Below are 17039 nucleotides of genomic sequence, written 5' to 3'. Positions count from 1 at the left end.
GGTTATAGTGTTATCCGATGACTTAAACGTATGGTTAAATTTATGTAATATTATTATATAATTGGATAAAATTACTAACGCAGCCACTATTAATGGATAAGAATAAAATTTTCATGCTTCAGCTCTGCAAAATAACACCTCTCCTTTACATTTTTCTATAAAGTAGATTATAATAATTTCTTATTTATGTCAAGTTTATTATTAAATTTGTTTTAAAGTGTAAATTAAACATAAAAGATCTCAAAGGGGTCTTATAGGCAGAGTATTATAAAGCAACTTTTTAGACTGGGCGTTTAATCCACTAAGGATTTAAACGACTAATTAAAAAATATACGCTGCACCTGCCAGTCAAGATCATCTATTAGAGATTTGGCCAACATTAAATAACCGGATTCAATGATGAGCGTCAAACCTTTTGGACTGCTGTAATCACGAATTTCGTCCTTTGAATTTCAGTCCGTGTTAGAATGAAAGAAAATAGGTACGTACCTTATTAATTATTATATGTAATAATTAATAAGGTTTTATCACATCAACGACTTTACCGATGATATTGATATTATCTTGTGCAGTATAAAACATAGGCGCATAGTTTGAATTGGCTGAACGTAACTCATAACCACTATTAGTTTTATAAAAATACTTTATTGTGGCTTCTCCATCCACATTTACCAAGGCTATTTCTCCATTTTCAACTGTTGGCTGAGGGCGGATGACAGCAAAATCACCATCGTTTATATCGGCTTCAATCATGCTATCACCACGGACGCGAATAATAAACGAGTTATAGCGAGCATGTTTCTTGTCGATCATAAGAGTACCTTGGTCATATTCAAATATTTCTATAGGTTTTCCGGCTGCGGCTTCACCTTTTATGGATGCCGGGATGAGTTCATCAGTGGAAATATGTCTGTTAATTCTTCCGACACTTTGTTTAATGTCATCTAGCATTCTCATGTTTAAAACAGGTATATAAATTGGCTCATCTTCCTTAACTGCTGAAATTGGCGGTTCTGCAAGTTCGGAATAAATGTCATTAAATAATTCGGCAAACCTTCTTGAATTTTTCGTATGAAGCTTAAATAGCTCCCAAAAGTTCTTTAATAGCCTTTTTTGATGTTCTGAAAGCGAGTTAATATAATTATCCTTATCAAAAGGCTCTGCTGAATGCTCAGCAAGCAAAATATCATCTAGAAGCATATTATAAGTACATAAATTAGAAATGATCTCATGAATATACTTGTTAAATCCACTTTGAAGCTCCATATCTGGTTTGTAGGAGGATAATAATTCAAAAAACAGCTTTAATGAAAGCACCAGTATTCCTATATCCACATTACTTAAGGTTTTAGCCTTGTTTGTCAATTTCTCAAGGCTTTCATTCAATACTGAGCCATAGAGTTTAAATTGATCAATATCAAATCTATTTTTCAATTCATGACTAAACTGTTCAAATGTGGAGACTAAATTATTAGCAGCTTTTTCAGTAATCCTGGAGGATGCATCTTTCATGTTTCCAATTCCATCCCGAAGCCACTGCTCATTAATGTCAAATTCCATGCATATAACCTTAATTAAACTGTCTGATGGATTGTCTTTATTCGATTCTATTTTGGATATATGAGCATCAGATACTCCTATTCTTTCACCAAACTGTTTTTGTGTAAGTTTAGCTTCTTTTCTAATTAATTTAATTCTGTCTGCTATCATCATAACATCTCCTAAGAACTTAATATTCCCAACTAAAAATTTAATAATATTAGATTTAACCCTTGACATCTAATAATCCCAAGTTTATAATCTAAGTAAGTTAATATTGTTTACATTTAGTATATCGCAATCGAAGAAGCTGTCAAGGTATTTCCATTTTTGAAAGGAGGTTAGGGGCAATGGCAAGGATGAATGACTCGGTAAGAAGTCTACTTGGAGCAGAGATTAAGAAAGCCCTTTTTATTGCAAACAAAAGGCAGGGGGACTTTGCTAGAGAAGCTGGTATAACTAAAACACATCTCTCACTCATTATTAATGGAAAAAGGCTTCCCGGAAAGAAAATAACTCCTGCAATTGCGAATTTATTAGGTGTTAGCGAAGATGAAGTACGGCAAATGGCTTTAAAAATAGCTTAATTATATGAGGATTATTTTGAATTAAATCAGCCCGACGAATTTCGTCGAGCTGGTTTTGAAAGACCATAAGTGAGAAAAGCTGAAACGGGCACAGGCCCGTCTGCCGGAGATGGCCTACCGGCACTGAAGATAGCAGGCCGGAAAGGAGAGTATAAAATGCTAGCAGTAAGGATTAATGATGATGTAATAGATATTAAGGAATACAACGGGCAAAGGGTTATTACTTTTGCGGACATTGACAGGGTTCACAAGAGACCAGAAGGAACAGCAGGACGAAACTTCAGAGAAAACAGAAACCGTTTTATCCAAAATGAAGATTTTTTTTGTATCAAACTAACTAACGACGAAATTCGTCGGCAGTTCGGAACAGGCAAGAATGCAAGTGAAGTTATTCTTATCACTGAGTCCGGCTATCTTATGTTAGCTAAGTCTTTAACAGACGATCTTGCCTGGCAGGTGCAGCGGCAATTGGTCAAAGTATATTTCAGGGCAAAAGAATTAAATAGCCGGCAACATGAATTAAAGGAGCTTGTTGATAGTGTCAGGGAGCTTGAGCGGAATTTCGCTTTTATAGTGCAAAAAATTTCTGCCATGGTAGATAGCTCGGTGACCGGAACAAAGGTAATTTATTTGCCGAAAAGAACTAACCATTTTAAGGCTGGAAACGAAGCTATGGAGGTTTTCTTTGATATGGTCCGCCAGAATACGGGTCAGAAGATTTCGGTTATTATTCGTAACTGGAAGCAGATAGCTGCAGCAAACGGATGGCAAATACCACATGACAGCAGTTTGTATCGAGCACTGAAATGGGCACGTAACGACCAAAAACTATTAGCAGATTAGATATCCGAAACGGGCACAGGCCCGTCTGCCGGGGATGGCCTACCGGCACTGATGAGGCAGGCCATGATCCTTGAAAAAATAATATAGAAAGGGTGTATGTTTATGAATAAAAAAATGACCTCCAATAATGAGCAGGTCAAAGAAAAAGAAGCAGCTATGATCAACTCAAAGGCTTTTAACAAGCGCTGTGTGGTAGTTAAGGACGACTGCACCAATTTTGCAGAAGTTGACATTGGTATAATGACCGAAAGTACCAATGCAGTATATTCAAAATCTGCCAATGTCAATACCTTTTTAGTATACGGAGGAGCTCCAGAAGACGTTAAAAGCACAATTGCTGCGTTAAGAAATGAAAAAGCTAAGCGTCAATGTCTCCAATATCAATGCCCTGTTCAAGAAGAATTTTGCGAAGTTCTTGATGGTAGGACATGATGGATCCTATAACAACATTAGCGACAAAATCTGTCCCTAAGTCAGTTTGAAGGATTTTTTTAGATTTTAGAGCTTCAAGACCTCTTACACCTGATTTAAGGGCCATAGTATTAGCAAACTTAAATCCATCGTTAATTATATCAGTAAGACTTATAGACATGAATTTACCTCCTTCCTGGTTTGAATTTTGGTTTTTGGATAATTCCATTTTACACCAGAATGGAGGAAATAACAATAAGGTCGAAACGGGGATTAAGTTCCCCGTCTGCCGGGGATGGCCTCCCGGCACCGATGAGACAGGCCAGAGATAATACAAAGGGGTGAAGTATTATGTATGCAGGTCAAGGACTTGTGTTCGTTATCGATGCTGATATATTGAAAATTGTAGATGAAGTGATAATAGCATCTGTAATTAAAATTAAAAGCCTCAAATGCTTTGAGGAAGTCAACCGAATGTTTCACGATTTATTATTTCCCTTTGAAGAAATACAAGAATATGTAAAAAAGCATGAAAATATAGAACTGACATATTACGATGTGGCATTTTACGAGGCTTATCTTGAAATTATAGAAGGCAAAGAATATAGAAAAAGAAAAATCAGAAAAGAGCTAAATATTTCGCCTGCTTAAGGCACTTATAGATAAAATATTTAGGAAATGGAGTGATTAAATGGGCCAGTTAAACTCTTGGGAACAGGAACAATATTTAACAACTAAAGAATTTGCAAAGCTAAAAGGGAAACATGAGAGCACTATCAGAAGAATGATTCAGAGCGGCAAGATTGTTGCTGTTCGGATTAAAAACGAGAGCGGCGGAGGTAAGGATGGTTTTTTCTACCTTATTCCATTTGATTCCCTCACGGAAAAGGAAAAACGTAAGTACCTTAAAAATAAAAGGATAACATTATTGCCAAGTACGCAAGTTCCTGAAGATGCTCGTACACCCAAGCGCATTGACGAGTATAGCCAAGACGAACGCAAGGTAATACAGCAGTGGATTGATGCGATACAAGATTGGCAGAGGTACCGCACAAATTATCGTGGACAGTTATCTGATGCCGATGAGATGTGGGTAAAGACAAATATCAGTAAGTATAAGGATATAAACCTATCCGTACCAAACCTTTATCGCAAATGGAAAGCATTGCGTGAAAACGATTATGACGGTTTAATCGACAAGCGCGGCAAGTGGGCCAAAGGCATAAGTAAAATCCCTGATGTCATGTGGGAACTGTTCAAATATTATTACCTTGACGAAGCACGGCATCCTATAACACAGTGTTATAACTTAGTTAAGTGGTACCTGGAAAAGGAAATGCCGGAGCTGCTGCCGGAGCTCCCGGCCTATGACAGCTTTTATAGAGCAGTTAAAACAATTCCATTTGCAGTGGTAAAGCTTTTCCGCGAAGGCAATAAAGCTTTTGAAGACCAGGCATCGCCATATATCACCCGCATGTATGAGGAATTGGAGGTTAATGAGGTATGGGTGGCTGACGCGCATACTTTTGATGTTATGACTATTGAGATCGGAACCGAAAAAGTTCATCGCCTCACTGTTGTTGCCTTCGCAGACGTAAGAAGCAGACTGATCGTCGGATGGCACATCACCAATAACACTTCCAGCGAAGCGGTTCTTATGGCTCTTCGTAAAGGCATTAAGGAATTCGGAATTCCTAAATACATATATGTGGACAACGGTACTGAATTTCTGTGTTTTGATATTGGCGGCAGAGGTCACAGGAGCAGGAAAAAGGATGAAGGGGACCATATTCCTCCTGGAGTATTCGCCAGGCTCGGTATAAAGATGTGGAACGCCCAGGTGCGAAATGCGAAAGCCAAGGTTATCGAGCGCATCTTCCGGGAATTTAAGGAAAACTTTAGCCGTCTGGTCTTGGGTTTCTGCGGAGGCAATCCTCTGGAAAAGCCCGAAAAGCTTAAAAAGATATTAAAAACACGAAAAGGGATGATCCTGGACAGCAGTTTCAAAGATGCCTTTGGTACATATATAAAAGGTATGTATAATGAAACTCCCAGCAATGGCCTTGGAATGTATGGGCGATGCCCTATTGAAGTCTATGAACAGGAATTGGTAGAAAAGAGAGTGGCGAAGGCAGATGACCTGAACCTGATGTTGATGCGTTCAACCAGGATGCAGAAAGTTGGGCGGAAAGGTGTATATATCGAAATTTGCGGAGAAAAATTGTACTACTGGACGCCTGAATTTGTATTTAATTACTCTGGCCGAAAGGAAGTTTATGTGCGTTATGACCCTGACGATCTATCAGAAGTGCGTGTCTATAATGAGCATGATGAATACATGTGTAATCTTCCCGTGGATAGAGCACAATTACCGTATGGTGCCTCCAAGGAAGATGTAAAAGCCGCAATACATGAAACCCGCAAAGTCAAGAAACTTGCCAAAGAATATATGGAAAACAGCCTCATAGATAAATTATCAAAATTTAGCGATATGGACATCATGCTCTGGAAAGCTCGCAAGAATATTGAAGAACGTCAAAACAAGAAAGTGCCCGAAGCCAAGGTGCTGAAAGTGGTCAGGGCAAACGAACCGATATCGTCAGATATTGAGAAAAAGCAAGAAGTAGAGATTGATCTTCAGAGGATGATACAAAATTCGATAAGGAATGTAATGTAGAGGGAATCCTTCCCTCCTGTAATGCGGCCCGGCAATGCCGGAAGCGTTCCAAGCCGCTATAACGCAGAGGACAGGAGGTAATATTATGAACACAAATATTAAGGACAGGATTCTACAATACATCAAGGAAAGTGGAAAAAGTCAGAGTAAGACCGCACAGGAAATTGGAGTATCAGCTCCAATGTTAAACCAATATTTAAGCGGTAAATATCCAAATCCGGAGGCCGTTGAAAGTAAAGCCGAAGAATTCTTTACCCTATTAAAGAAAGCGTCTGCATTCGCAAAGGCGCCTAGTTATGTTGATACATCCATTTCAACGGAAATATACAACATGATTTCGTATTGTCATGTAAACAGGTACATGGGAATCGTTATCGGGCATGCAGGGGTTGGGAAGTCAAAGGGCGGACTGAAATACGCTTCCGATTTCAGCGAAGCTATTTTCATAACTGCCACAAAAGCATGCAAAAGCCAAAAGATCATATACAAGATGATAGCAAGAAAGCTCCGCATCAGCGAAAACCATAATATTGCGGATCTTGAAATGGATATTCGAGAAAAACTGGATGGGTCCAACAAAATCTTAATTATTGACGAGGCGCAACATCTTCCGGTATCCGCCATCGATGGCATACGCTGCCTGAATGATGAAAATCCGGAAAGCGATCTTCCACCGATCGGGATCGTTCTTATGGGGAACTTCGATTTATGGTTCAAGATGAACGGGAAATTTGAGCAGCAGTATGACCAGGTGCGGAATCGCTTTAGAATTAAAAGATTTTTTACTACAGGCGATGTGAAAATGGAGGACATTGAGAAGCTTTTTCCGATTTACGTGGAACGGGGCATGAAGAAAGAACTAGAATTTCTCCATGGAGTGGCCCAGAGCAGATGGGCCATAAGAGGAGCAATGACGGTATTTGTCAACGCATCCAACAACGGCGACATCACGCTCAAGGGCCTTGAGTCCATGGCACACTATTTGGGCATCGGCCTCGACAGTTGACGCCCAAATAAATTATAACGCAATTTAAATTGGATTTAAAGAGCATTTAAAAATATAAAGAAAGGAGGTCTAGTGAAAATGGCAGTTATATTTAGTGATATTGTAAGTATTGCAATTAACAGTGTGATGGAAGGTGTTATCGACAAGAAAGAAGCAGTTTCCATGATTATCGAAGCGTCATGCAAGCGGTGCGAAGACTGTAGGGATGAAACCGGAAAAGATTTAAAACTTGCAATGATGACACTTGAAAGGGCTATTGTTGAGGAAGCTATGAATAGTAATGACGAAATGACTCTTGGGGATGCGGAAATAATACATTCTATAGGTGGTATGGCGCTTCTTTGCGAAGATGGCCGTATAAAAAACATTTACAAAGATTCTCAAATATAAAGGAGGGTTTGAAATGTACGAAGTGAAGCATAAGGTAATATCAAAGAATGGTAGTCTGACAATACCTGCCGCCATAAGAAGGGAGTATAACAACTACCTTGGAGGCGAAGCCGTAGACATTAAAGTTGAGGACGGGAATTTGGTAATAACTCCACATACGCCAAGATGCGTATTTTGCGGTAAGACAGGCGATACAAAGCATGAGGGGAAATACATATGCAAAATATGCATCTCAACCTTGTTTAAAAAACAATATAACATTATGCTCGTTACCAGTGAAGGCTATGCGGGAAAGCAAAGATTGAAAGAAGGTGAATCTCGTGGATAATGCAGCTGTTATAAAGAATAAGGTTGACGAATTGGCAAAATGGTCCAAGCTTTATTCCGACTGCAAAGCGGAGATAGAAAAATTGAAAGGCGAACTTGGGCAAGTTGGCCTTGATGAAATGCGCAACAAGAAAATCAAACAAGTAGAGTTTTGGGGCAATGACAAAGCGAAAGCGGTTGTAACCCAAAGCGAGATGCTAAATGTCCAGTTCCCAGAGATATTGAAGCACACATTGGGGGATATAATAAAAGATCACATGAGCGAAGAGATAAGATATAAGTACTCTAAACCCTTTGAAAGGATTTTAATATCCGTATTTCAGGAAGCATATGTAAGGCAGACATTGGACAGCGTGATAAAAGAAATTACGGATGATGCCAAGATCCGGGCGGCTCTTGGCAAAAAACTCAAGGGCAATTGGAAAAAGGACGTTGAGACGTTAAAGAACATTGCCGGTTTAAGCCAAACGAATGCAGAATATTATGCCTATTTTGTTCAGGATGCAATAAATTACGAGAAAATAGTACAATTGCTTAAAGCGGCAGGATATAACCCTGATACCCAATCATTTGAGGAAGCGCTGCAGGCCATTGGCAGAGCTATTGTTGTTGAGGAAGGCATCAAGGTTGGCATTGAATACAGTGATGGAGACGGCAGCAATTAAATATTGCTGCCGTCTTAGGAAAGGAGGTACTGCAATTGTCAAAAATGACAAACGAGCAAAGACGGACAATATATGGCATGGCTACGCAGCTTGGAATATACGAGAAGAACAATCCAAATGATAATCTGCACGCTCTGGTATATGGATTAACCGGAAAAGAATCCATAAGCGAGCTTACCATATCCGATGCAGGGACTGTAATTTCCGAACTTATAAGGTTAAAAGAGGGACAAAACCTTCCAAGAAAATCAAAAGCAACAAGCAACCAGGCACACAGACCGGGCATGATAACACCGGACCAGGTCAAGAAGGTATGGTATTTTATGTATAGACTTGCGGAACTGGATGTGGAACCTTCAAAGGCAAGACTTTCAAAAAGGTTGTGCGGCATAATCGAAAAAAACCTTCATATATCAGCATTTGAAAAGGATCCGTTCAGGTTTGTTACTTTTGACCAGGGCATTAAACTGATAGAGATAGTTAAAAAGCTGGTGCAAAATGAAAAGCGGAAAAGGAAGATTTCTATATGAGGGACAAATAGGCTCTGCTAAAAAGGGTTGAAGTATAGCCGGTAATTGGTAGGTGCAAGGTGGTCGTAAACGCCAATGTAATTTTCCCGGGGCCGCGATAAGGGGGCGGGGTATCGCCAGAGCCAAGTTCATTATTTGGACTTTAAAGGAGGAGGAAGATGGTTTATGAATGGAGATGCGTTGGATTATTGGTCTATCGACAAAGAACTTACAAAAATCATGGAGTATCAGTGGAATTATAGGGGCGGTAGCCAATACTATGATTTTTACGAAGAGCAAATCAATGAAATGGCGAATATTGCTGGTGATATGTACAATGAGTTAATGGAGGCTATACGCCAGCTCGACAGGAATTTGCCTTGGAAGGACGTAGATTTTTACGTTGATGATGAATATAGAAAATCAGGGGTTGCTTGGTTTAACACTGCTTTAGCTCTCATAGATGACATTGATATGGTGATGTTACTTGCAAATGAAGGTGTTTGGTCTGATGAGATTAAGGAAAAAGAAAAGCGACTAAAAGTAATCGATAAGCTCACAAAACTTCAGATAAAAATATTGCTCGGCATAACATTTAACTATTTGCACCGCTTTCTTAAGCTTAAGTCCGCTTTTGATACTATCGTCGCGGTAATCAATGAGCTGGACTATCATCAATCGATATTGCAGGGTAAGGGTATTGATATTATATTTCATGATGCGGCTTATTTGTGATGCTCATTCATAACGATATTATGCAATAGAAATGTAAAGGAGATGTTAAATATGTTTGAAGTTCAAGAAGTTACTGATATGGACTTAGTTTTAGGTGGAAAATTGTCAGAATTATTGCCGCCAATGCAATCTATACCTAATGAATTCGGTATTGGGAAAAGAAATAAATGGAGTAAACTCATTAGTGATTGGTTCTTTTATGGTATTGAAATATTAAGATGGGCCCCAAAAGAAGGCATAGATCCATATAAAGCACTAAGGCATATTAAGGCAATAATGTCCTCATTTGAACTAGGGCATGAATATAAGGAAGCCGCGTGCGCTTATCTTTTAAGCATTTGGTTTAATGATATCCAATATGAGGTTTCAGCGCATGATCATATGGTTATAGGGCATACTCAGCGGCGTTAGCAAAGCTCTGCGTATGATTGACAAAACACGGGTTTTGATGTATAAAGGTGGTGAAGTTAATGAGGCAGGAGAAATTAAATGATATTAGCAAAAATAAAGTTTCAAGGACGTTCGCACAGATTATCGATGAAATAGGCATGGAAAATGCTAAAAAGATCGCCAGAATAGCAGGCGGGGATAATCTGTATATCCCAATGGTTGCAACAATAGAGCGGCCTTTGGTGATAAATAAAATTCGAGAGGAATTTACCGGGTATAATTTTCGGGAACTTGCTTCGAAATATAATAAAAGCGTATCCACCATACGTTATATATGCAAGGATATTATAAAAGAAAAGCGTAAGCAACCCATGAATGGACAAATAAATTTATTCGGAAATTAAGTTCAGAAAATCGACGTAAAAATACAAGTGTCATTAAATCCTATATCAAGCTAAAATCCAAGTATAACAGATGCTTGGATTTTTATTTTTGCAACTTTTCGGCGGAGAGTAGGTGTAAAGATGAACTTATGGATACTGCTGCCAACTGCAGTCGGAATTATAACCGGAATAATAGGTTACCTCACAAAACGTTCTATAGACGCTATTGACCAGAAGATTGTTACTGCTAATAAGAGGATAGATGATTTGAACGAAAAACTCGACAGCTCAAACAAAATGTTCAACAAAGCGATTGATAGTTTAAAAAGCGAGTTTTATGAATTTAAAGAAAAAGTCGGAGACGAATTTGTTAGGAAATCTGATTTTGTTATGACTACTAGCGAAATCAGCAAGAAGCTGGATAAAGTCTATGATATTTTGTTGGACTTTAAAGGGAGGTTACGTGCATGAATATTAACAAAAAGAAAATCATTGATGAGATTGCCGCAAAAGACTTTTCAGAACTCAATGGAGCTCTAGTGAGAACAATTGGCACAGTATTCAATTCGAGATGGTTCAGAATTTCGGACTTGATGGTAGCATTCAAGGATAAGGATGAAACCGATATCTATTTCTCGCTGGACTACCTGCAACAGGGAGGTTTTATTGCTGTCAGAAGCATTGAATCAAAGGATATGGTTGAAATATACGATTTTGACCTTGATGAAGTGGAAGCACGGCTTACCAATGATGGTCTAAAGCTGCTTATGTTCCGGAAGAGGGATGAACTTATAGAAATTTAAGGGGCTGATGACATGGGTAAACGCACACGTATAAGGTGTAAAATAGGTAGTCTACCTCCTGAACTTAGGTCATCGGTTGAGCAAATGATTATGACGCCACAGGAATATACATACCAGGATATAAACGAATTTTTGAAGGAGCATGGATATGAAGTGTCAGTAAGCGCAGTTTACAGATATGCCAGACGCCTTAATGCAGACCTTCAAATGGCAGTAATGAACCAGGAGAATTTGCGCAGGATTACTGAAGCAATGAACAGGTACCCTGAGCTTGATTATGTTGAAGTTCTTATGGTTATAGCTGCTCAAAAACTTCTCGACAGAATCATAGCAACTCCTGAAGATCAATGGGATGCTATGGAAATCGAAGATGTGGTTAAAGGAATTATCAGCCTGGCAAGAACAAAAACCTACAAGAGACGTACGGACAATGTTATTAAAAGCAAAGAAGAAAGTGGTATGCAGGCAGCCATGGACAAATTGTTCGATGCCCTTGGCAGAGAACATCCGGATCTATATAACAGGATCTATGATGTAGTAAAAAAACAGCCTGATGTTGTTGAGGAAAGCTAAATCCTGCAATACCCCGGAGGTGCTAAATGAACTGGTATGTAGCACAAGTAATGACAGGCAAGGAAGATGGCATCAGAAAGTTTATCCAGGAACAAGGCATAAAATGCATTGTTCCAATGAAGCGCATGAGGGAATTAAAACAAGGAAAGTGGCAAGATGTTTTAAGGATTATATTCCCGGGCTATGTCTTTGTAATAACTGAAACTGAAATGGATGCAAATATATATTACCGGATAAGGCCGATACCAGGGGTAATAAAGCTCCTGGGTGACGATAAGGGTCCTATCCCAATCATGGAAAATGAAGTAAACCTCATATTGAGATTGACACAAGACGGTGATCCTCTTGGATTATCAGAAGTGTTTGTAGAAGGCAGTAAAATTATAGTGGTGTCCGGACCTCTACAGGGGCTTGAAGGTAGGATTGTTAAATTGGACGCCAGAAGGTTTAGAGCAAAGGTTGATATTAGTTTTATGGGTGAACCAAGATGTGTGGACCTTCCGATAAACGTTATTAAAAAATCCGAAGTCTGACATACTGACTCGTCGTGTGTCAGGTTTAGGAGGTTATACGGAGAAGTGACAAGCCGAATTTAAAAAAATCCGGACGGCGAAGCTTACCTATTTTTCAGATACCATTTAAAACCCATTTAATTTCATTTAATAACCATTTAAAAACTGAAAGTAATATCTGGATACGTCCAAAAATTTAAAACGGATTTAAGGGCATTTACGGGCAAATTATGAAAATATGATTTTTAAATTTTCGTTCCCCCGGTAAGGAGGAATTTTTTATGTTAAAAGATCAAAACAAAAAAGTCAAAAGCATCCTTGAAATAAAAAAAGCCATAGATGAAATAGAAAGACAGAAAATAAAGACAGCAGACTTTATTCAATACAGCCGGCAAAATTTCATATTAGACAATAAGCAGGCTTACGATCCTATAGAAAGGCCGTTTATGGAGGAAATCGTCAGCATATATAACAGCCATCCGCATATAACAATAGAGAAAGGCGCACAGACCGGATTCTCAACGTTGGCGATAGCACACGTCCTTTATATGGTAGATGTGCTAAAACGGAATGTAATATATTACCTTCCTACGGACAGAATGGCCGAAAGATTTGGCAAGACAAGGTTTGATCCATATATTAACCGAAGCCAGTATCTTAAGGGAAGGTTAAATGGAACCGACCAGCCAGGCCTTAAGGAAATAGATTCATACTTCCTGTATATACTCGGCCTGGTATCCAAGACCGGTGCCATATCCATTCCGGCAGATGAGATTGTTTTTGATGAAGTGGCCTTAATCAACCAGGAAAACATGGACCTTGCACAGGACCGTATATCCGCACCCGGCTCACTGGGATGGCAGAAATATTTCTCCGTTGCACTTTATGAAGAAGACGGCATCGACGACCTTTTCCAGTTGAGCGACATGAGGAAATGGCTTATCAAGTGCTCCGGCTGTGGGCATTATTCGACGGTTGAGGATGAATTTCCCGAGTGTTTTGTAAAGAAGGGAGGCGAAGTTAGCCTTGTTTGTATAAAGTGTGGGAAAAAACTTGATGTAACTGCAGGAAAATGGGTTCCTGAGCATCCGGACAGGAGCAAAGACCGGCTTGGGTATAGAGTACCACAGTTAATTGTTCCGGGAGCAAACTTGCAGCTCATATGGAACCGCTGGGGCCGGGTCCAGGATAAACCGAGCAAAAGAGCACAATTCCGAAGAAGTGTTCTGGCTCTTCCGGACAGTGGCAACATGCAGCCGGTATCCAGTGAGGTTTTAAAACGTGTGGAAGCTGCCAGTGACTATTTCTTTACTGATTATAGCGCAAGACAGACCGGTGTAGGGATTGATATGGGTGATAATGCTCATGTTGCGGTAGCTGAACCGTATGAGGACGGTATAAGGCTCCTGCACTTCTGGGAGATAGATGTAGAAGATCTTGGATCTTTAGTTGAACAAATTGAAAAGAAATTCAACGTCGGCTGCCTTATTATTGATGCAATGCCATATAAGACCGAAAGCAAAAAGGTTGTGCGCAGCCTTAGAAAGGCTACCGGATATATTCAATACTTCAGCGGGTCCGAAATGAAAGAAGGAACTGAGGGAAAGGACGAAAAGGAAGTCAGGAAAATAACGGTCGATAGAGATGAGTCCTTGGATGAAACAACAGACCTTTTTGCCTGTACCCCTCCCCTTGCCTTATTGCCGAAACCAAGGAATACAGATGAGGAAAAGATTATCAGTACGGTCAAATCCCATCTCAAGAAACTTGTAAAGGAAGAGATCGGCGAAGGTGAAAGCAAGATAATACGGTACAAAAGGAATGTGCCGAACCATTTCGGCATGGCAATCAACTCCGCAAGGATGGCCGTCGAGTTTGTGACTAAGGGGGTTGGAAAGGGGGTTATATTTGACGAATGGCAATTGAAAGTTATTCGAAGCATGAAGGTATATCAATAAATGAAATTCGGAGGTGCAAAAATGAAAAATGGTTTATTGTTCCCTATAAAGTGTGAACTTCAGCAGAAAAAGAAAGGAAAAGAAGCAGGAAATATTAATGTGAAGGTAACCGTAGAAGCATGGTTAGATAACGGAGAAATACTTCCTGCTACAGATCATGAGATAGCTTGTATAGGAAATACGATAATCGATATGGTCGATAAGCTTAAAGAGTTATTCCGTTACTAAAAATAGGGTGTGCAAGATTTGTGATATTCATAGAGGAATTTCTTTAAGGCATCCTCTACAAGGCGTAACTCTTTACCGGATTTGAGAATGGTTTCAGCATCCAGGCTTCCTTCACCAATAAAATATGAATAAGCTTTTTTCACAACACCATTTTGGTTGCCTATGGCAAATCCAATCTGGGCATTAAGAGCACAGCCATTATCATAATTTGGTGAAATGCTATAAGTAATCAAAGCAATTTTACTGGATGCTCCGCTTTCAGCAGGTAATTTTTTATTAATTTGTGAATTAGGCAGTTTTTCCTTGATGATATTTAATTCATTCTCTATTGTTTTAAAATAGGAATCCATTTGCCTTATAAACGCTTCACGTTCGGATTCTAACGTGCTTTTTAATCGTTTATGGCGGTTGCCTAATCCAAGAATCTGCTGAATCTCTGTATTGTAATCTGACAAAATAAACACACCTCCCTCCTGTTGTGATTTTGGTTTGTTGGCACTTCCATTTTACAACATGAGGGAGGAATTTACAATAACCAAGGAATCCGGACGAGGAAAAAATCATCAGCACGATAAAGTCCCACCTGAAGAAACTGGTAAAAGAAGAAATCGGTGAAGGTGAGGACAAAAAGATAAGATACAAAAAGAATGTCCCGAACCACTTTGGCATGGCAATCAATTCCGCAAGGATGGCCGTCGAGTTTGTGACTAAGGGGGTTGGAAAGGGGGTTATATTTGACGAATGGCAATTGAAAGTTATTCGAAGCATGAAGGTATATCAATAAACGAAATGGAAGTGAACAGCATGGAGATGGAAAGACGCGAAAAGTACCAAACGTACCTGAGTGATAATTACGATAAGGATAACCTGGCTGAAGTACTTTCAAAGCAAATCGGAGAAAAATTTGACAATGAAAAGCCTGATACTTTGACAGACAAGGAATTGTACTGCATAGCCATGCATATCCAGGCATATGTAAAAAAACAGCAGGCAGAATTCATACTGGATGAAACACAGCCTGGCAGAGAAAATGAGTATTTCAATATAGGGCTTTGTAAGCTGAAGGATGTTCTTGAAAGTCAAAAAGTACCTGAAGGGCATTATATGCATGAGCCTATAAAAAGCGTTTGTATATCTGTCGGACGCGAGTTTTTCAGGGCGCAATATAAAATTGATCAGGACGCATTGCCCTGCATGTTTTGTAAATATGAGAGCAAATGCCATCCTCACCCATCCCGAGCAAATGAATATGTAATTAACTGGTGGGCCAAATTCAGAAAGCTTTCTGAAATCACAGGAGTAATTATTAGCCCTGGGATTGGTTGTCATAGATAATCTTTTCTGCACGCCGGTAAACAGGACAGCCGCTGGCTTTAGAACAATTGTGAAAATCATTTGATGAATCAAGTTCGCATTTAAATGAATTCGGTATTAAAAAAATCTTGGATGTGCCTGCTGCTGGGTATTGATTGCATTCGATGTGCAAAGTGACATAATCATCAATCTCAGAACAATAACTGGGATATGTATAAATGACATTAGGATATTTCAAGCAAAACACCTCCCTCCTGTCGATATTTTGGATTGTTGGCACTTCCATTTTACAACATGAGGGAGGAATTTACAATAAACGGGGGAGTGATTTAAGTGAAGGTGAGCTCGAAAGATTTGGCTGCCAGGTTGACAGAAGTAGAAAGGAAATTGGCTGAACTTGAAGCTAAAGTCCAGCCTGATGAGCTTGCAAAAGAGATCGCAGGGATTATTGCTGATCAGTTGGGTACTTGTTTTGAAGGTGTTGCATCTGCTCATAATACTCTTTAAGAGCTTTAACAGATACATCAATTGCAATATCAAGGAATACATTTGCAAGTTTGCCAACACCTGAATTGTTATCAACTTTACATTTACTTCGCAGATTTTTTTCTATCTCTTTAAAATCCATCATAAGACCTCCCTCCTCATGTAGATTTGGTTTTTGGACAATACCATTTTACACCGGGAGGGAGGAATTTACAATAAACAGGAACGGGAGGTATTTATAAATGGAAAACATAAAAAGGCATTTAGAAGAATTGAAAGGTGTTTCGGATCTGCCGGAGCTGAATATATCATCGGGCGATAAGGTTCAGGCAGAGCCCATTGTGCCGAGCAAGAGACGGAAAGCATATAAGCAGTATCTAAAAGATGATTGCGCCATGTCAGATTGGCAAGCAGAGACTATTCTTAATACGGTTGAAGATTTGATGAACGTATTGAAAAAAAGAAGCCTCAATCTATATCAAATTGAGGCTATCAAAGAGATTCTCGAATGTGAAATTATGGAGCAGTCACTTTTTGGTGGCCAAAAGCTTGATGGAGCAAATGATTGAGCCATCATCCTGTTTAACTGCCAATGCACATTCTTCTTTGCATGGAACTTTAGATGACTGCTTGTGTATTTGTGCAAGTTTTGGATTAATATTGCTTTTTTGAAAAGGGCAAATAAGAATATTGTCTTCCATAT

The 17039-nt window shown here is 39.2% G+C and carries 26 protein-coding genes and 3 other RNA genes; 25 read left to right on the top strand and 4 right to left on the bottom strand.

Going from position 1 to position 17039, the window contains the following annotated elements; all coding sequences use genetic code 11:
* Positions 1-513: 513 nt before the first annotated feature.
* On the bottom strand, positions 514-1713 hold the full coding sequence (locus tag HPY74_06170; GenBank protein ID NSW90252.1) for a helix-turn-helix domain-containing protein: 1200 nt from the start codon (positions 1711-1713) through the stop codon (positions 514-516).
* 176 nt (positions 1714-1889) lie between these two features.
* On the opposite strand from HPY74_06170, the gene HPY74_06165 reads away from it, so the two are divergent.
* The 22 genes from HPY74_06165 (at position 1890) to HPY74_06060 (ending at position 14536) form a co-directional block, all read left to right on the top strand.
* Complete coding sequence (locus HPY74_06165) at positions 1890-2126, top strand: helix-turn-helix transcriptional regulator (protein ID NSW90251.1); 237 nt, start codon at positions 1890-1892, stop codon at positions 2124-2126.
* Between the two features lie 77 nt (positions 2127-2203).
* An RNA gene (locus tag HPY74_06160) (hammerhead ribozyme type II) lies at positions 2204-2268 on the top strand.
* A gap of 14 nt (positions 2269-2282) precedes the next feature.
* Positions 2283-2969: an ORF6N domain-containing protein gene (locus HPY74_06155; protein ID NSW90250.1), complete on the top strand. Its 687-nt coding sequence runs from the start codon at positions 2283-2285 to the stop codon at positions 2967-2969.
* Positions 2970-2971: 2 nt separating this feature from the next.
* An RNA gene (locus tag HPY74_06150) (hammerhead ribozyme type II) lies at positions 2972-3035 on the top strand.
* A gap of 36 nt (positions 3036-3071) precedes the next feature.
* Positions 3072-3401, top strand: coding sequence for a hypothetical protein (locus tag HPY74_06145; GenBank protein ID NSW90249.1), 330 nt, complete (start codon positions 3072-3074; stop codon positions 3399-3401).
* A 238-nt stretch (positions 3402-3639) separates the two neighbouring features.
* An RNA gene (locus HPY74_06140) (hammerhead ribozyme type II) lies at positions 3640-3707 on the top strand.
* Between the two features lie 24 nt (positions 3708-3731).
* Positions 3732-4031: a hypothetical protein gene (locus HPY74_06135; GenBank protein NSW90248.1), complete on the top strand. Its 300-nt coding sequence runs from the start codon at positions 3732-3734 to the stop codon at positions 4029-4031.
* Between the two features lie 40 nt (positions 4032-4071).
* The gene (locus HPY74_06130; protein NSW90247.1) at positions 4072-6057 is read left to right on the top strand and encodes a Mu transposase C-terminal domain-containing protein; all 1986 of its coding nucleotides are present in this window, start codon (positions 4072-4074) and stop codon (positions 6055-6057) included.
* A 34-nt stretch (positions 6058-6091) separates the two neighbouring features.
* On the top strand, positions 6092-7063 hold the full coding sequence (locus HPY74_06125) for an AAA family ATPase (GenBank protein ID NSW90246.1): 972 nt from the start codon (positions 6092-6094) through the stop codon (positions 7061-7063).
* Between the two features lie 78 nt (positions 7064-7141).
* Complete coding sequence (locus HPY74_06120; GenBank protein ID NSW90245.1) at positions 7142-7453, top strand: hypothetical protein; 312 nt, start codon at positions 7142-7144, stop codon at positions 7451-7453.
* 13 nt (positions 7454-7466) lie between these two features.
* On the top strand, positions 7467-7781 hold the full coding sequence (locus HPY74_06115) for an AbrB/MazE/SpoVT family DNA-binding domain-containing protein (protein NSW90244.1): 315 nt from the start codon (positions 7467-7469) through the stop codon (positions 7779-7781).
* Entirely contained in the window at positions 7774-8445 is a 672-nt protein-coding gene (locus HPY74_06110; GenBank protein NSW90243.1) for a hypothetical protein, read from the top strand. The genes HPY74_06115 and HPY74_06110 overlap by 8 nt, the downstream gene beginning before the upstream one ends.
* 35 nt (positions 8446-8480) lie before the next feature.
* Entirely contained in the window at positions 8481-8975 is a 495-nt protein-coding gene (locus tag HPY74_06105) for a regulatory protein GemA (protein NSW90242.1), read from the top strand.
* Between the two features lie 165 nt (positions 8976-9140).
* Complete coding sequence (locus HPY74_06100) at positions 9141-9689, top strand: hypothetical protein (protein ID NSW90241.1); 549 nt, start codon at positions 9141-9143, stop codon at positions 9687-9689.
* A 51-nt stretch (positions 9690-9740) separates the two neighbouring features.
* Complete coding sequence (locus tag HPY74_06095; GenBank protein ID NSW90240.1) at positions 9741-10100, top strand: hypothetical protein; 360 nt, start codon at positions 9741-9743, stop codon at positions 10098-10100.
* Between the two features lie 59 nt (positions 10101-10159).
* Positions 10160-10483, top strand: a complete 324-nt coding sequence (locus HPY74_06090) for a DNA-binding protein (GenBank protein NSW90239.1) — start codon at positions 10160-10162, stop codon at positions 10481-10483.
* A 120-nt stretch (positions 10484-10603) separates the two neighbouring features.
* Positions 10604-10933, top strand: a complete 330-nt coding sequence (locus tag HPY74_06085) for a hypothetical protein (GenBank protein ID NSW90238.1) — start codon at positions 10604-10606, stop codon at positions 10931-10933.
* Positions 10930-11265, top strand: a complete 336-nt coding sequence (locus tag HPY74_06080; protein NSW90237.1) for a hypothetical protein — start codon at positions 10930-10932, stop codon at positions 11263-11265. The genes HPY74_06085 and HPY74_06080 overlap by 4 nt, the downstream gene beginning before the upstream one ends.
* Before the next feature lie 12 nt (positions 11266-11277).
* A complete protein-coding gene (locus HPY74_06075) occupies positions 11278-11838 on the top strand; it encodes a DUF3486 family protein (GenBank protein NSW90236.1) in 561 nt (186 codons plus the stop codon).
* 26 nt (positions 11839-11864) lie between these two features.
* On the top strand, positions 11865-12371 hold the full coding sequence (gene loaP / locus HPY74_06070) for an antiterminator LoaP (protein ID NSW90235.1): 507 nt from the start codon (positions 11865-11867) through the stop codon (positions 12369-12371).
* A 260-nt stretch (positions 12372-12631) separates the two neighbouring features.
* Positions 12632-14308, top strand: a complete 1677-nt coding sequence (locus tag HPY74_06065) for a phage terminase large subunit family protein (GenBank protein ID NSW90234.1) — start codon at positions 12632-12634, stop codon at positions 14306-14308.
* Between the two features lie 21 nt (positions 14309-14329).
* A complete protein-coding gene (locus tag HPY74_06060) occupies positions 14330-14536 on the top strand; it encodes a hypothetical protein (GenBank protein ID NSW90233.1) in 207 nt (68 codons plus the stop codon).
* Here HPY74_06060 and HPY74_06055 read toward each other — a convergent pair.
* Positions 14533-14991, bottom strand: a complete 459-nt coding sequence (locus HPY74_06055; protein ID NSW90232.1) for a hypothetical protein — start codon at positions 14989-14991, stop codon at positions 14533-14535. The genes HPY74_06060 and HPY74_06055 overlap by 4 nt on opposite strands.
* Before the next feature lie 286 nt (positions 14992-15277).
* Between HPY74_06055 and HPY74_06050 the strand changes: the two genes are divergently transcribed.
* Positions 15278-15871: a hypothetical protein gene (locus HPY74_06050; GenBank protein ID NSW90231.1), complete on the top strand. Its 594-nt coding sequence runs from the start codon at positions 15278-15280 to the stop codon at positions 15869-15871.
* Here HPY74_06050 and HPY74_06045 read toward each other — a convergent pair.
* On the bottom strand, positions 15843-16088 hold the full coding sequence (locus HPY74_06045; GenBank protein NSW90230.1) for a hypothetical protein: 246 nt from the start codon (positions 16086-16088) through the stop codon (positions 15843-15845). The genes HPY74_06050 and HPY74_06045 overlap by 29 nt on opposite strands.
* 95 nt (positions 16089-16183) lie before the next feature.
* On the opposite strand from HPY74_06045, the gene HPY74_06040 reads away from it, so the two are divergent.
* Together HPY74_06040 and HPY74_06035 are read left to right on the top strand one after the other, a co-directional pair.
* Positions 16184-16357 (top strand): hypothetical protein, encoded by a 174-nt coding sequence (locus HPY74_06040; protein NSW90229.1) that lies wholly within the window; start codon positions 16184-16186, stop codon positions 16355-16357.
* A 221-nt stretch (positions 16358-16578) separates the two neighbouring features.
* Positions 16579-16905: a hypothetical protein gene (locus tag HPY74_06035; GenBank protein ID NSW90228.1), complete on the top strand. Its 327-nt coding sequence runs from the start codon at positions 16579-16581 to the stop codon at positions 16903-16905.
* Here HPY74_06035 and HPY74_06030 read toward each other — a convergent pair.
* On the bottom strand, positions 16864-17037 hold the full coding sequence (locus tag HPY74_06030) for a hypothetical protein (protein NSW90227.1): 174 nt from the start codon (positions 17035-17037) through the stop codon (positions 16864-16866). The genes HPY74_06035 and HPY74_06030 overlap by 42 nt on opposite strands.
* Positions 17038-17039: the final 2 nt, after the last annotated feature.

The organism is Bacillota bacterium (assembly GCA_013314855.1).
In the GTDB taxonomy this organism is placed as follows: domain Bacteria; phylum Bacillota; class Clostridia; order Acetivibrionales; family DUMC01; genus Ch48.
Note: the sequence above shows the minus strand (reverse complement) of the source record. Positions and strands in the feature narration are given on the sequence as shown.